General features: G+C 52.9%; 13 protein-coding genes. All 13 read left to right on the forward strand.

All coding sequences use genetic code 11. The features are described from left to right. Position 1 precedes the first annotated feature (1 nt). The 13 genes from wcaB to wzxC all read left to right on the forward strand — a co-directional run bounded on the left by wcaB (position 2) and on the right by wzxC (position 13,993). A complete protein-coding gene (gene wcaB, locus A7Z29_RS06855) occupies positions 2 to 490 on the forward strand; it encodes a colanic acid biosynthesis acetyltransferase WcaB (RefSeq protein WP_000888726.1) in 489 nt (162 codons plus the stop codon). Further along, positions 487 to 1,704 (forward strand): colanic acid biosynthesis glycosyltransferase WcaC, encoded by a 1,218-nt coding sequence (wcaC, locus tag A7Z29_RS06860; RefSeq protein WP_001023868.1) that lies wholly within the window; start codon positions 487 to 489, stop codon positions 1,702 to 1,704. The genes wcaB and wcaC overlap by 4 nt, the downstream gene beginning before the upstream one ends. Then, positions 1,679 to 2,896 carry a colanic acid polymerase WcaD gene (gene wcaD / locus A7Z29_RS06865; RefSeq protein WP_000107803.1) on the forward strand — a complete coding sequence of 406 codons (1,218 nt, stop codon included), beginning with the start codon at positions 1,679 to 1,681 and terminating at the stop codon, positions 2,894 to 2,896. Before wcaC ends, wcaD begins: the two co-directional genes overlap by 26 nt. A gap of 10 nt (positions 2,897 to 2,906) precedes the next feature. Further along, complete coding sequence (gene wcaE, locus A7Z29_RS06870) at positions 2,907 to 3,653, forward strand: colanic acid biosynthesis glycosyltransferase WcaE (protein WP_000927036.1); 747 nt, start codon at positions 2,907 to 2,909, stop codon at positions 3,651 to 3,653. 15 nt (positions 3,654 to 3,668) lie between these two features. Continuing rightward, positions 3,669 to 4,217, forward strand: a complete 549-nt coding sequence (wcaF, locus tag A7Z29_RS06875) for a colanic acid biosynthesis acetyltransferase WcaF (protein ID WP_001153565.1) — start codon at positions 3,669 to 3,671, stop codon at positions 4,215 to 4,217. A gap of 26 nt (positions 4,218 to 4,243) precedes the next feature. Beyond that, positions 4,244 to 5,365, forward strand: a complete 1,122-nt coding sequence (gene gmd / locus A7Z29_RS06880; protein ID WP_000048207.1) for a GDP-mannose 4,6-dehydratase — start codon at positions 4,244 to 4,246, stop codon at positions 5,363 to 5,365. A gap of 2 nt (positions 5,366 to 5,367) precedes the next feature. Beyond that, positions 5,368 to 6,333: a GDP-L-fucose synthase gene (fcl, locus tag A7Z29_RS06885; RefSeq protein WP_105289989.1), complete on the forward strand. Its 966-nt coding sequence runs from the start codon at positions 5,368 to 5,370 to the stop codon at positions 6,331 to 6,333. A gap of 2 nt (positions 6,334 to 6,335) precedes the next feature. Next, the gene (gene gmm, locus A7Z29_RS06890) at positions 6,336 to 6,815 is read left to right on the forward strand and encodes a GDP-mannose mannosyl hydrolase (protein WP_105289990.1); all 480 of its coding nucleotides are present in this window, start codon (positions 6,336 to 6,338) and stop codon (positions 6,813 to 6,815) included. After that, on the forward strand, positions 6,812 to 8,026 hold the full coding sequence (gene wcaI / locus A7Z29_RS06895) for a colanic acid biosynthesis fucosyltransferase WcaI (protein WP_105289991.1): 1,215 nt from the start codon (positions 6,812 to 6,814) through the stop codon (positions 8,024 to 8,026). The genes gmm and wcaI overlap by 4 nt, the downstream gene beginning before the upstream one ends. A gap of 2 nt (positions 8,027 to 8,028) precedes the next feature. Then, positions 8,029 to 9,465, forward strand: a complete 1,437-nt coding sequence (gene cpsB, locus A7Z29_RS06900; RefSeq protein WP_000079280.1) for a mannose-1-phosphate guanyltransferase — start codon at positions 8,029 to 8,031, stop codon at positions 9,463 to 9,465. Between the two features lie 155 nt (positions 9,466 to 9,620). Then, on the forward strand, positions 9,621 to 10,991 hold the full coding sequence (gene cpsG, locus A7Z29_RS06905; protein WP_105289992.1) for a colanic acid biosynthesis phosphomannomutase CpsG: 1,371 nt from the start codon (positions 9,621 to 9,623) through the stop codon (positions 10,989 to 10,991). Between the two features lie 127 nt (positions 10,992 to 11,118). After that, complete coding sequence (wcaJ, locus tag A7Z29_RS06910; protein WP_032225619.1) at positions 11,119 to 12,513, forward strand: undecaprenyl-phosphate glucose phosphotransferase; 1,395 nt, start codon at positions 11,119 to 11,121, stop codon at positions 12,511 to 12,513. Between the two features lies 1 nt (position 12,514). Then, a complete protein-coding gene (gene wzxC, locus A7Z29_RS06915; protein WP_105289993.1) occupies positions 12,515 to 13,993 on the forward strand; it encodes a colanic acid undecaprenyl disphosphate flippase WzxC in 1,479 nt (492 codons plus the stop codon). Positions 13,994 to 14,013: the final 20 nt, after the last annotated feature.

A 14,013-nucleotide genomic window follows, 5' to 3' on the forward strand; every position in this document is an offset into this window, starting at 1 on the left:
GATGCTGGAAGATCTGCGCGCCAACAGCTGGAGTTTACGCCCGTGCTGCATGGTTCTCGCCTATCGTGTCGCCCATTTTTGCTCGGTGTGGCGCAAAAAGAACGCCCTCAATAATCTGTGGGCGGCTCCGCTGCTGGTGCTGTATCGCATTATCACTGAATGCTTTTTCGGTTATGAAATCCAGGCCGCCGCGACCATTGGCCGCCGTTTTACTATCCATCACGGTTACGCCGTAGTGATCAATAAAAACGTGGTCGCGGGGGATGATTTCACCATTCGCCACGGCGTCACTATCGGCAATCGTGGCGCCGATAACATGGCATGTCCACACATTGGCAATGGCGTCGAACTTGGTGCCAACGTCATTATTCTGGGTGATATCACGCTTGGTAACAACGTCACCGTGGGCGCGGGCAGCGTGGTACTCGACTCTGTCCCGGACAACGCGCTGGTGGTGGGAGAAAAAGCGCGAGTGAAGGTAATTAAATGAATATTCTGCAATTTAATGTGCGACTGGCGGAAGGCGGGGCGGCAGGTGTGGCGTTAGATCTCCACCAGCGTGCGCTGCAACAGGGGCTGGCGTCACATTTTGTCTACGGCTACGGCAAAGGCGGCAAAGAGAGCGTCAGCCATCAGAACTATCCGCAGGTCATCAAACATACGCCTCGGATGACCGCGATGGCGAACATCGCGCTGTTTCGTCTGTTTAATCGCGATCTGTTTGGCAATTTCAATGAGTTGTATCGTTCCATAACCCGCACTTCGGGGCCGGTAGTCCTGCATTTTCATGTGTTGCACAGCTACTGGTTGAATCTTAACAGCGTGGTGCGCTTTTGCGAAAAAGTGAAAAACCACAAACCAGACATCACTCTGGTCTGGACGCTGCACGACCACTGGAGCGTTACCGGGCGCTGCGCCTTTACCGACGGTTGCGAAGGCTGGAAAACGGGCTGCCAGAAATGCCCGACCTTAAATAACTATCCACCGGTGAAGATTGATCGCGCACACCAGCTGGTGGCGGGTAAACGCCAGTTGTTCCGCGAGATGCTGGCGCTGGGCTGTCAGTTTATTTCCCCCAGCCAGCATGTGGCTGACGCTTTCAATAGCCTGTACGGTCCAGGGCGTTGCCGGATTATCAATAACGGTATTGATATGGCAACCGAAGCGATTCTGGCGGATTTGCCTCCGGTGCGCGAAACCCAGGGCAAGCCGAAAATCGCGGTGGTGGCGCATGACCTGCGTTACGACGGCAAAACTAACCAGCAACTGGTGCGTGAGATGATGGCGCTGGGCGACAAAATCGAACTGCATACCTTCGGTAAGTTCTCGCCGTTCACCGCTGGTAATGTGGTCAATCACGGCTTTGAAACCGACAAACGTAAGCTGATGAGCGCGCTCAATCAAATGGATGCGCTGGTGTTCAGTTCTCGTGTCGATAACTACCCGCTGATTTTGTGTGAGGCGCTATCGATTGGCGTGCCGGTGATCGCCACCCATAGCGATGCGGCGCGGGAAGTGCTGCAAAAATCCGGTGGTAAAACCGTCAGCGAAGAAGATGTGCTGCAACTGGTGCAGTTAAGCAAACCGGAAATCGCACAGGCGATATTTGGTACCACCCTGGCTGAGTTCAGCCAGCGCAGCCGCGCCGCCTACAGTGGACAACAGATGCTGGAGGAGTATGTCAACTTCTATCAGAATCTGTAGCTACCTGCTGCTGCCGCTGATCTACCTGCTGGTTAACGTTAAAATCGCCCAGCTTGGCGAAAGTTTCCCCATCACCATCGTCACTTTTTTGCCTGTCTTATTACTGCTGTTTTTAGAGCGCATCAGCGTTAAAAAATTGATGATAGCGTTAGGGATTGGCGCGGGGCTCACGGCGTTTAACTATTTGTTTGGTCAGTCTTTGGATGCCAGTAAATACGTCACTTCAACCATGCTATTTGTCTATATTGTGATCATTATTGGCATGGTGTGGAGCATTCGCTTTAAAACGATTTCGCCACACAACCATCGCAAGATATTACGTTTCTTTTATCTGGTGGTTGGGCTGGTGGTGGCGCTGGCGGCGGTGGAGATGGCGCAAATTATTCTCACCGGCGGCAGCAGTATTATGGAGTCGATTTCGAAATATCTGATTTACAGCAACAGCTATGTACTGAATTTCATTAAATTCGGCGGTAAGCGAACTACGGCACTTTATTTCGAACCAGCATTTTTCGCTCTGGCGTTAATCTCAATTTGGCTCAGTATCAAACAGTTTGGTATCAAAACGCCTAAAACTGATGCTATGATTCTCGCAGGAATAATATTATCCGGATCGTTTTCAGGTGTTATGACCTTTATCCTGTTTTATTTGCTGGAGTGGGCATTTCAGTATCTGAATAAAGAAGCGATTAAGAAAAAGTTACCGTTAGCATTGATTTCTCTGGCTGTATTCCTGATTGGTGTGGTAATCGCGTTTCCTTATATTTCCACCCGTCTGGGAGATTTAGGCACAGAAGGGTCGTCATCGTATTATCGTATTGTCGGTCCGCTGGTGATGGTCGGTTATTCTTTGACCCATATTGACGGTGTAGTCAGATTTGGCTCACTTTATGAATATGTCGCATCATTCGGAATATTTAACGGTGCGGATGTCGGAAAAACCATAGACAATGGTTTGTATCTGCTGATTATTTATTTTTCCTGGTTCGCGGTGTTTTTATCTCTGTGGTACATGGGGAAAGTGATAAAAATGATGCTCAACGCTTTTGGCGATAATCGTAATTTTCGCGTGCAGCTTTATCTTTTTACGCCGGTATCGCTGTTTTTTACCGGTTCGATATTTAGCCCGGAATATGCTTTTTTAATCGTCTGTCCGTTTATTTTGCGAAAAGCGTTAAATATTACGAGGTAAGAATAAGAACATGTTGCTTAGCATAATCACTGTCGCGTTTCGTAACCTCGAAGGGATAGTCAAAACACATGCCTCGCTGGCGCATCTGGCGCAGGCTGACGATATCAGCTTCGAATGGATTGTTGTCGATGGCGGTTCCAACGACGGCACCCGTGAGTATCTGGAAAACCTCAATGGTATCTATAACCTACGCTTTGTCAGCGAGCCAGATAACGGTATCTACGACGCCATGAACAAGGGCATTGCGATGGCACAAGGCAAGTTCGCGTTGTTTCTCAACTCGGGCGATATTTTTCATCAGGATGCCGCAATTTTTGTCCGTAAGTTAAAAATGCAAAAAGATAACGTGATGATCACCGGCGATGCGCTGCTGGATTTTGGCGACGGGCATAAAATTAAACGTAGCGCCAAACCGGGCTGGTATATTTATCACAGCCTGCCCGCCAGTCATCAGGCGATATTTTTCCCGGTATCCGGTTTGAAAAAATGGCGTTATGACCTGGAATATAAAGTTTCTTCCGATTATGCCCTGGCAGCCAAAATGTATAAAGCCGGTTATGCATTTAAAAAACTCAATGGTCTGGTGTCTGAATTTTCTATGGGTGGGGTATCTACCACTAATAATATGGAATTGTGTGCAGACGCGAAAAAAGTCCAACGGCAAATATTACATGTACCTGGCTTCTGGGCAGAATTATCCTGGCATTTACGCCAACGTACTACCTCAAAGACGAAAGCCTTATATAACAAAAGCTGAATATAAGGGAAAACGATGCAAGATTTAAGTGGTTTCTCGGTGCCGAAAGGGTTCCGGGGCGGCAACGCTATTAAAGTGCAATTGTGGTGGGCAGTACAGGCAACAATATTTGCCTGGTCGCCACAAGTATTGTATCGCTGGCGGGCATTTTTATTACGTTTATTCGGCGCAAAAATAGGAAAAAACGTAGTTATTCGTCCGTCAGTAAAAATTACCTATCCGTGGAAATTAACCTTAGGTGATTACGCGTGGGTCGGCGATGAGGTCAATTTATATACCCTCGGTGAAATAACCATTGGCGCAAATTCGGTGATATCGCAAAAAAGTTATTTATGCACCGGTAGCCACGACCATGCAAGTAGTCATTTCACCATTAACGCCACGCCCATTGTGATTGGTGAGAAATGCTGGCTGGCAACCGATGTCTTTGTTGCCCCTGGCGTCACGATCGGCGATGGCACCGTCGTGGGTGCGCGAAGCAGTGTTTTTAAATCGCTTCCGGCAAATGCCATTTGCCGGGGGAACCCCGCAGTGGTGATACGCGAACGCGTTGAAACTGAATAAATTCAAAAAATACAGAGGAATAAGACATGTCAAAAGTCGCTCTCATCACCGGTGTAACCGGACAGGATGGTTCTTACCTGGCAGAATTGCTGCTGGAGAAAGGTTACGAGGTGCATGGCATTAAGCGTCGTGCATCGTCATTCAACACCGAGCGCGTGGATCACATTTATCAGGATCCGCACACCTGCAACCCGAAATTCCATCTGCATTATGGCGACCTGAGTGATACTTCCAACCTGACGCGTATTTTGCGTGAAGTGCAGCCGGACGAAGTATACAACCTGGGCGCAATGAGCCACGTTGCGGTTTCTTTTGAGTCACCGGAATATACCGCAGACGTTGATGCGATGGGCACGCTGCGTCTGCTGGAGGCGATCCGTTTTCTCGGTCTGGAAAAGAAAACCCGTTTCTATCAAGCCTCCACTTCTGAACTTTACGGTCTGGTGCAGGAAATCCCGCAGAAAGAGACCACGCCGTTCTACCCGCGATCTCCGTATGCGGTCGCCAAACTGTACGCCTACTGGATCACCGTTAACTACCGTGAATCCTACGGCATGTACGCCTGCAACGGCATTCTGTTTAACCATGAATCTCCGCGCCGTGGCGAAACCTTCGTCACCCGCAAAATCACCCGCGCAATCGCCAACATCGCCCAGGGGCTGGAGTCGTGCCTGTACCTCGGCAATATGGATTCCCTGCGTGACTGGGGCCATGCCAAAGACTACGTAAAAATGCAGTGGATGATGCTGCAACAGGAACAACCGGAAGATTTCGTAATTGCTACCGGCGTTCAGTACTCCGTGCGTCAGTTCGTGGAAATGGCGGCGGCACAGTTGGGTATCAAACTGCGCTTTGAAGGCACGGGCGTTGAAGAGAAGGGCATTGTGGTTTCCGTCACCGGGCATGACGCGCCGGGCGTTAAACCGGGCGATGTGATTATCGCCGTTGACCCACGCTACTTCCGTCCGGCTGAAGTTGAAACGCTGCTCGGCGACCCGACCAAAGCGCACGAAAAGCTGGGCTGGAAACCAGAAATCACCCTCAGAGAGATGGTGTCTGAAATGGTGGCTAATGACCTCGAAGCGGCGAAAAAACACTCTCTGCTGAAATCTCACGGCTACGACGTGGCGATTGCGCTGGAGTCATAAGCATGAGTAAACAACGCATTTTTATCGCTGGCCATCGCGGGATGGTCGGTTCCGCCATCAGGCGGCAGCTCGAACAGCGCGGTGATGTGGAACTGGTATTACGCACCCGCGACGAGCTGAACCTGCTGGACAGCCGCGCCGTGCATGGTTTCTTTGCCAGCGAACGTATTGACCAGGTCTATCTGGCGGCGGCGAAAGTGGGCGGCATTGTCGCCAACAACACGTATCCGGCGGATTTCATCTACCAGAACATGATGATTGAGAGCAACATCATTCACGCCGCGCATCAGAACGACGTGAACAAACTGCTGTTTCTTGGATCGTCCTGCATCTACCCGAAACTGGCAAAACAGCCGATGGCAGAAAGCGAGTTATTGCAGGGTACGCTGGAGCCGACCAACGAGCCTTACGCCATTGCCAAAATCGCCGGGATCAAACTGTGCGAATCTTACAACCGCCAGTATGGACGCGATTACCGCTCGGTCATGCCGACCAACCTGTACGGGCCGCATGACAACTTCCACCCGAGTAATTCGCATGTGATCCCAGCATTGCTGCGTCGCTTCCACGAGGCGACGGCACAGAATGCACCGGACGTGGTGGTGTGGGGCAGCGGTACACCGATGCGAGAATTTCTGCACGTCGATGATATGGCGGCGGCGAGCATTCATGTCATGGAGCTGGCGCACGAAGTCTGGCTGGAAAACACCCAGCCGATGTTGTCGCACATTAACGTCGGCACGGGCGTTGACTGCACTATCCGCGAACTGGCGCAAACCATCGCCAAAGTGGTGGGTTACAAAGGTCGGGTGGTTTTTGATGCCAGCAAACCGGACGGTACGCCGCGCAAACTGCTGGATGTGACGCGCCTGCATCAGCTTGGCTGGTATCACGAAATCTCACTGGAAGCGGGGCTTGCCAGCACTTACCAGTGGTTCCTTGAGAATCAAGACCGCTTTCGGGGGTAATGATGTTTTTACGTCAGGAAGACTTTGCCACGGTAGTGCGCTCCACACCGCTTGTCTCTCTCGACTTTATTGTCGAGAACAGTCGCGGCGAGTTTCTGCTTGGCAAAAGAACCAACCGCCCGGCGCAGGGTTACTGGTTTGTGCCGGGAGGGCGCGTGCAGAAAGACGAAACGCTGGAAGCCGCATTTGAGCGGCTGACGATGGCGGAACTGGGGCTGCGTCTGCCGATAACAGCAGGCCAGTTTTACGGCGTCTGGCAGCACTTTTATGACGATAACTTCTCTGGCACGGATTTCACCACTCACTATGTGGTGCTCGGTTTTCGCTTCAGGGTAGCGGAAGAAGAGCTGTTACTGCCGGATGAGCAGCATGACGATTACCTCTGGTTGACGCCGGACGCGTTGCTCGCCAGTGACGAAGTTCACGCTAACAGCCGCGCCTATTTTCTCGCTGAGAAGCGTGCCGGAGTACCCGGATTATGAAAATACTGGTCTACGGCATTAACTACTCGCCGGAGTTAACCGGTATCGGCAAATACACCGGCGAGATGGTCGAATGGCTGGCGGCGCAAGGTCACGAGGTGCGGGTCATTACCGCACCGCCTTACTACCCGCAGTGGCAGGTGGGGGAGAACTATTCTGCCTGGCGTTACAAACGAGAAGAGGGCGTGGCTACGGTGTGGCGCTGCCCGCTGTATGTGCCAAAACAGCCGAGCACCCTGAAACGCCTGTTGCATCTCGGCAGTTTTGCCGTCAGCAGTTTTTTCCCGCTGATGGCGCAACGTTGCTGGAAGCCGGATCGCATTATCGGCGTGGTGCCAACGCTGTTTTGCACACCGGGAATGCGCCTGCTGGCGAAACTCTCTGGCGCGCGCACGGTGCTGCATATTCAGGATTACGAAGTGGATGCCATGCTGGGACTGGGTCTTGCCGGAAAAGGCAAAGTGGCACAACTGGCAACGGCGTTCGAACGTAGCGGATTGCATAACGTCGATAACGTTTCCACCATTTCGCGCTCAATGATGAATAAAGCTGTCGAAAAAGGCGTGGCGGCGGAAAAGGTCATCTTCTTCCCCAACTGGTCGGAAATCGCCCGTTTTCAGCATGTCGCAGAGGCTGATGTTGACGCCCTTCGTAACCAGCTTGGCCTGCCGGATAACAAAAAAATCATTCTTTACTCCGGCAATATTGGTGAAAAGCAGGGGCTGGAAAACGTTATTGAAGCTGCCGATCGCCTGCGCGATGAACCGCTGATTTTTGCCATTGTCGGGCAGGGCGGCGGCAAAGCGCGGCTGGAAAAAATGGCGCAGCAGCGTGGACTGACCAATTTGCAGTTTTTCCCGCTGCAATCGTATGACGCTTTACCCGCACTGCTGAAGATGGGCGATTGCCATCTGGTAGTGCAAAAACGCGGCGCGGCAGATGCCGTATTGCCGTCGAAACTGACCAATATTCTGGCGGTAGGCGGTAACGCGGTGATTACCGCAGAAGCCCATACAGAACTGGGGCAGCTTTGCGAAACCTTTCCGGGAATTGCGGTTTGCGTAGAACCGGAATCGGTCGAGGCGCTGGTGACGGGGATTTGTCAGGCGCTCCTGCTGCCCAAACACAACACGGTGGCACGTGAATATGCCGAACGCACGCTCGATAAAGAGAACGTGTTACGTCAATTTATAAATGATATTCGGGGATAATTATGGCACAGTCGAAACTCTATCCAGTCGTGATGGCAGGTGGCTCCGGTAGCCGCTTATGGCCGCTTTCCCGCGTGCTTTATCCCAAGCAGTTTTTATGCCTGAAAGGCGATCTCACCATGCTGCAAACCACCATCTGCCGCCTGAACGGCGTGGAGTGCGAAAGCCCGGTGGTGATTTGCAATGAGCAGCACCGCTTTATTGTTGCGGAGCAGCTGCGTCAACTGAACAAACTTACCGAGAACATTATTCTCGAACCGGCAGGGCGTAACACTGCACCGGCCATTGCGCTAGCGGCGCTGGCGGCAAAACGTCATAGCCCGGAGAGCGACCCGTTAATGCTGGTATTGGCGGCGGATCATGTGATTGCCGATGAAGACGCGTTCCGCGCCGCCGTGCGTAACGCCATGCCGTATGCTGAAGCAGGCAAACTGGTGACTTTCGGCATTGTGCCGGATCTACCTGAAACCGGATATGGCTATATTCGTCGCGGTGAAGTATCGGCGGGTGAGCAGGATACGGTGGCCTTTGAAGTGGCGCAGTTTGTCGAAAAACCGAATCTGGAAACCGCGCAGGCCTATGTGGCAAGCGGCGAATATTACTGGAACAGCGGCATGTTCCTGTTCCGCGCCGGACGTTATCTCGAAGAACTGAAAAAATATCGCCCGGATATTCTCGATGCCTGTGAAAAAGCGATGAGCGCCATCGATCCGGATCTCGATTTTATACGGGTGGATGAAGAAGCGTTTCTCGCCTGCCCGGAAGAGTCGGTGGATTACGCGGTCATGGAACGCACGGCAGACGCCGTTGTGGTGCCGATGGATGCGGGCTGGAGCGATGTCGGCTCCTGGTCTTCATTATGGGAGATCAGCGCCCACACCGCCGAGGGCAACGTTTGCCACGGCGATGTGATTAATCACAAAACTGAAAACAGCTACGTGTATGCCGAATCTGGCCTGGTCACCACCGTCGGGGTGAAAGATCTGGTGGTAGTGCAGACCAAAGATGCGGTGCTGATTGCCGACCGTAACGCGGTGCAGGATGTGAAAAAAGTGGTCGAGCAAATCAAAGCCGATGGCCGCCATGAGCATCGGGTACATCGCGAAGTGTATCGCCCGTGGGGCAAATATGACTCTATCGACGCAGGCGACCGCTACCAGGTAAAACGCATCACCGTGAAACCCGGTGAGGGCTTGTCGGTACAGATGCACCATCACCGCGCGGAACACTGGGTGGTTGTCGCGGGAACGGCAAAAGTCACCATTGACGGTGATATCAAACTGCTTGGCGAAAACGAGTCTATTTATATTCCGCTGGGGGCGACGCACTGCCTGGAAAACCCGGGGAAAATTCCGCTCGATTTAATTGAAGTGCGCTCCGGCTCTTATCTCGAAGAGGATGATGTGGTGCGCTTTGCGGATCGCTACGGACGGGTGTAAACGTCTTATCCGACCTACGGTTCGGATTTGTAGGCCTGATAAGACGCGGCAGCGTCGCATCAGGCAATGAATGCCGAACCGCGATGTAAATAACGACAAAAACAAAATTGGCCGCTTCGGTCAGGGTCAACTATTGCCTGAAAAAGGGTAACGACATGAAAAAATTAACTTGCTTTAAAGCCTATGATATTCGCGGAAAATTAGGCGAAGAACTGAATGAAGATATCGCCTGGCGCATTGGTCGCGCCTATGGCGAATTTCTTAAACCGAAAACCATCGTGTTAGGCGGTGATGTCCGCCTCACCAGCGAAACCTTAAAACTGGCGCTGGCGAAGGGGTTACAGGATGCGGGCGTCGATGTGCTGGATATCGGCATGTCCGGCACTGAAGAGATCTATTTCGCCACGTTCCATCTCGGCGTGGATGGCGGCATTGAAGTTACCGCCAGCCATAACCCGATGGATTATAACGGTATGAAGCTGGTGCGCGAGGGGGCTCGCCCGATCAGCGGTGATACCGGACTGCGCGACGTCCAGCGTCTGGCAGAAGCCAACGACTTTCCTCGCGTTGATGAAACAAAACGTGGTCGCTATCAGCAAATTACCCTGCGTGACGCTTACGTTGATCACCTGTTCGGTTATATCAATGTCAAAAACCTCACGCCGCTCAAGCTGGTGATCAACTCCGGGAACGGCGCAGCGGGTCCGGTGGTGGACGCTATCGAAGCCCGCTTTAAAGCCCTCGGTGCGCCTGTGGAATTGATCAAAGTGCACAACACGCCGGACGGCAATTTCCCCAACGGTATTCCTAACCCGCTGCTGCCGGAATGTCGCGACGACACCCGCAATGCGGTCATCAAACACGGCGCGGATATGGGCATTGCCTTTGATGGCGATTTTGACCGCTGTTTCCTGTTTGACGAAAAAGGGCAGTTTATCGAGGGCTATTACATTGTCGGCCTGCTGGCAGAAGCATTCCTCGAAAAAAATCCCGGCGCGAAGATCATCCACGATCCACGTCTCTCCTGGAACACCGTTGATGTGGTGACTGCCGCAGGTGGCACCCCGGTAATGTCGAAAACCGGACACGCCTTTATTAAAGAACGGATGCGCAAGGAAGACGCCATCTACGGCGGCGAAATGAGCGCGCACCATTACTTCCGTGATTTCGCTTACTGTGACAGCGGCATGATCCCGTGGCTGCTGGTCGCCGAACTGGTGTGTCTGAAAGGAAAAACGCTGGGCGAACTGGTGCGCGACCGGATGGCGGCATTCCCGGCAAGCGGTGAAATCAACAGCAAACTGGCGCAACCCGTTGAGGCGATTAATCGCGTCGAACAGCATTTTAGCCGCGAGGCGCTGGCGGTGGATCGCACCGATGGCATCAGCATGACCTTTGCCGACTGGCGCTTCAACCTGCGCTCCTCCAACACCGAACCGGTGGTGCGGTTGAATGTGGAATCGCGCGGTGATGTGCCGCTGATGGAAGCGCGAACGCGAACTCTGCTGACGTTGCTGAACGAGTAATGTCATTACTTTCCCCCTCCCCCTGACGCTCTACTGCCTGCGGAGAGAAGAGAGCACGGAACTTTCTTCTCCCCTCGCCCCTTTGGGGAGAGGGCCGGGGTGAGGCGACAATAGAACAGGAACAACGATGACAAATCTAAAAAAGCGCGAGCGAGCGAAAACCAATGCATCGTTAATCTCTATGGTGCAACGCTTTTCAGATATCACCATCATGTTTGCCGGACTATGGCTGGTTTGCGAAGTCAGCGGACTGTCATTCCTCTACATGCACCTGTTGGTGGCGCTGATTACGCTGGTGGTATTCCAGATGCTGGGCGGCATCACCGATTTTTATCGCTCATGGCGCGGTGTTCGGGCAGCGACAGAATTTGCCCTGTTGCTACAAAACTGGACGTTAAGCGTGATTTTCAGCGCCGGACTGGTGGCGTTCAACAATGATTTCGACACGCAACTGAAAATCTGGCTAGCGTGGTATACGCTGACCAGCATCGGACTGGTGGTTTGCCGTTCGTGCATTCGTATTGGTGCGGGCTGGTTGCGTAATCATGGCTATAACAAGCGGATGGTCGCGGTGGCGGGGGATTTAGCTGCCGGACAAATGCTGATGGAGAGTTTCCGTAATCAGCCGTGGTTAGGGTTTGAAGTGGTGGGCGTTTACCACGACCCGAAACCGGGCGGCGTTTCTAACGACTGGGCGGGTAACCTGCAACAGCTGGTCGAGGATGCGAAAGCGGGCAAGATTCATAACGTCTATATCGCGATGCAGATGTGCGACGGCGCGCGAGTGAAAAAACTGGTTCATCAACTGGCGGACACCACCTGTTCGGTGCTGCTGATCCCCGATGTTTTTACCTTCAACATTCTCCATTCCCGTATCGAAGAGATGAACGGCGTACCGGTGGTGCCGCTGTATGACACGCCGCTTTCCGGGGTTAACCGCCTGCTCAAACGTGCGGAAGATATTGTGCTGGCAACGCTGATCTTGCTGCTGATCTCCCCGGTGCTGTGCTGCATTGCGCTGGCGGTGAAACTCAGTTCACCGGGGCCGGTTATTTTCCGCCAGACTCGCTACGGCATGGACGGCAAGCCGATCAAAGTGTGGAAGTTTCGCTCCATGAAAGTGATGGAGAACGACAACGTGGTGACCCAGGCGACGCAGAACGATCCGCGCGTCACCAGGGTGGGGAACTTTCTGCGCCGCACCTCGCTGGATGAATTGCCGCAGTTTATCAATGTGCTGACCGGCGGGATGTCGATTGTCGGTCCACGTCCGCACGCAGTGGCGCATAACGAGCAGTATCGCCAGCTTATTGAAGGCTACATGCTGCGCCATAAAGTGAAACCGGGCATTACCGGTTGGGCGCAGATCAACGGCTGGCGCGGCGAAACCGACACGCTGGAGAAAATGGAAAAACGCGTCGAGTTCGACCTTGAGTACATCCGCGAATGGAGCGTCTGGTTCGATATCAAAATCGTTTTCCTGACGGTATTCAAAGGCTTCGTTAACAAAGCGGCATATTGATATGAGCTTACGTGAAAAAACCATCAGCGGCGCGAAGTGGTCGGCGATTGCCACGGTGATCATCATTAGCCTCGGGCTGGTACAGATGACCGTGCTGGCGCGGATTATCGATAACCACCAGTTCGGCCTGCTTACCGTGTCGCTGGTGATTATCGCGCTGGCAGATACGCTTTCTGACTTCGGTATCGCTAACTCGATTATTCAGCGAAAAGAAATCAGCCATCTTGAACTCACTACGCTGTACTGGTTGAACGTCGGGCTGGGGATCGTGGTGTGCGTGGCAGTGTTTTTGTTGAGTGATGTCATCGGCGACGTGCTGAATAATCCGGATCTGGCACCGTTGATTAAAACATTGTCGCTGGCGTTTGTGGTGATCCCCCACGGGCAACAGTTCCGCGCGTTGATGCAAAAGGAGCTGGAGTTCAACAAAATCGGCATGATCGAAACTAGCGCGGTGCTGGCGGGCTTTACTTTTACGGTGGTTAGCGCCCATTTCTGGCCGCTGGCGATGACCGCGATCCTCGGTTATCTGGTCAATAGTGCGGTGAGAACGCTGCTGTTTGGCTACTTTGGTCGCAAAATTTATCGTCCCGGTCTGCATTTCTCGCTGGCGTCGGTGGCACCGAACTTACGCTTTGGTGCCTGGCTGACGGCGGACAGCATCATCAACTATCTCAATACTAACCTTTCGACGCTGGTGCTGGCGCGTATTCTCGGCGCGGGCGTGGCGGGGGGCTACAACCTGGCCTATAACGTGGCCGTTGTGCCGCCGATGAAGCTGAACCCGATCATCACCCGTGTGCTGTTTCCAGCGTTTGCCAAAATTCAGGACGATACCGAAAAGCTGCGTGTGAACTTCTACAAGCTGCTGTCGGTGGTGGGGATTATCAACTTCCCGGCGCTGCTGGGGCTGATGGTAGTGTCGAATAATTTTGTGCCGCTGGTCTTTGGCGAGAAGTGGAACAGCATTATTCCGGTGCTGCAATTGCTGTGTGTGGTGGGGCTGCTGCGTTCGGTGGGTAACCCGATTGGCTCGCTGCTGATGGCGAAAGCGCGGGTGGATATCAGCTTTAAATTCAACGTATTCAAAACATTTCTGTTTATTCCGGCAATCATCATTGGTGGGCAGATGGCGGGCGCAATCGGCGTCACGCTCGGCTTCCTGCTGGTGCAGATTATCAACACCATTCTGAGCTACTTCGTGATGATTAAACCGGTGCTCGGTTCCAGCTATCGCCAGTACATCCTGAGTTTGTGGCTACCGTTTTATCTCTCGCTTCCGACGCTGGTGGTTAGTTATGCGCTGGGCGTGCTGCTGAAAGGGCAACTGGCGCTGGCGACGTTGCTGGCGGTGCAAATTACCGCAGGCGTACTGGCGTTTGTGGTGATGATTGTGTTGTCGCGCCATCCGCTGGTGGTGGAAGTGAAGCGTCAGTTTTGTCGCAGCGAAAAAATGAAAATGCTTTTACGGGCGGGGTGAAGTGTTGTTTTCGGTTCCGG

Origin of the sequence: Escherichia sp. MOD1-EC6842 (assembly GCF_002965705.1) — a bacterium.
Taxonomy (GTDB): Bacteria; Pseudomonadota; Gammaproteobacteria; order Enterobacterales; family Enterobacteriaceae; genus Escherichia; species Escherichia ruysiae.

What these genes read in the sequence shown, in the direction of transcription:
- wcaB (WP_000888726.1), top strand. Translation starts at nt 2, where the DNA reads ATGCTGGAAGATCTGCGCGCCAACAGCTGGAGTTTACGCCCGTGCTGC.
- wcaC (WP_001023868.1), top strand. Translation starts at nt 487, where the DNA reads ATGAATATTCTGCAATTTAATGTGCGACTGGCGGAAGGCGGGGCGGCA.
- wcaD (WP_000107803.1), top strand. Translation starts at nt 1,679, where the DNA reads ATGTCAACTTCTATCAGAATCTGTAGCTACCTGCTGCTGCCGCTGATC.
- wcaE (WP_000927036.1), top strand. Translation starts at nt 2,907, where the DNA reads ATGTTGCTTAGCATAATCACTGTCGCGTTTCGTAACCTCGAAGGGATA.
- wcaF (WP_001153565.1), top strand. Translation starts at nt 3,669, where the DNA reads ATGCAAGATTTAAGTGGTTTCTCGGTGCCGAAAGGGTTCCGGGGCGGC.
- gmd (WP_000048207.1), top strand. Translation starts at nt 4,244, where the DNA reads ATGTCAAAAGTCGCTCTCATCACCGGTGTAACCGGACAGGATGGTTCT.
- fcl (WP_105289989.1), top strand. Translation starts at nt 5,368, where the DNA reads ATGAGTAAACAACGCATTTTTATCGCTGGCCATCGCGGGATGGTCGGT.
- gmm (WP_105289990.1), top strand. Translation starts at nt 6,336, where the DNA reads ATGTTTTTACGTCAGGAAGACTTTGCCACGGTAGTGCGCTCCACACCG.
- wcaI (WP_105289991.1), top strand. Translation starts at nt 6,812, where the DNA reads ATGAAAATACTGGTCTACGGCATTAACTACTCGCCGGAGTTAACCGGT.
- cpsB (WP_000079280.1), top strand. Translation starts at nt 8,029, where the DNA reads ATGGCACAGTCGAAACTCTATCCAGTCGTGATGGCAGGTGGCTCCGGT.
- cpsG (WP_105289992.1), top strand. Translation starts at nt 9,621, where the DNA reads ATGAAAAAATTAACTTGCTTTAAAGCCTATGATATTCGCGGAAAATTA.
- wcaJ (WP_032225619.1), top strand. Translation starts at nt 11,119, where the DNA reads ATGACAAATCTAAAAAAGCGCGAGCGAGCGAAAACCAATGCATCGTTA.
- wzxC (WP_105289993.1), top strand. Translation starts at nt 12,515, where the DNA reads ATGAGCTTACGTGAAAAAACCATCAGCGGCGCGAAGTGGTCGGCGATT.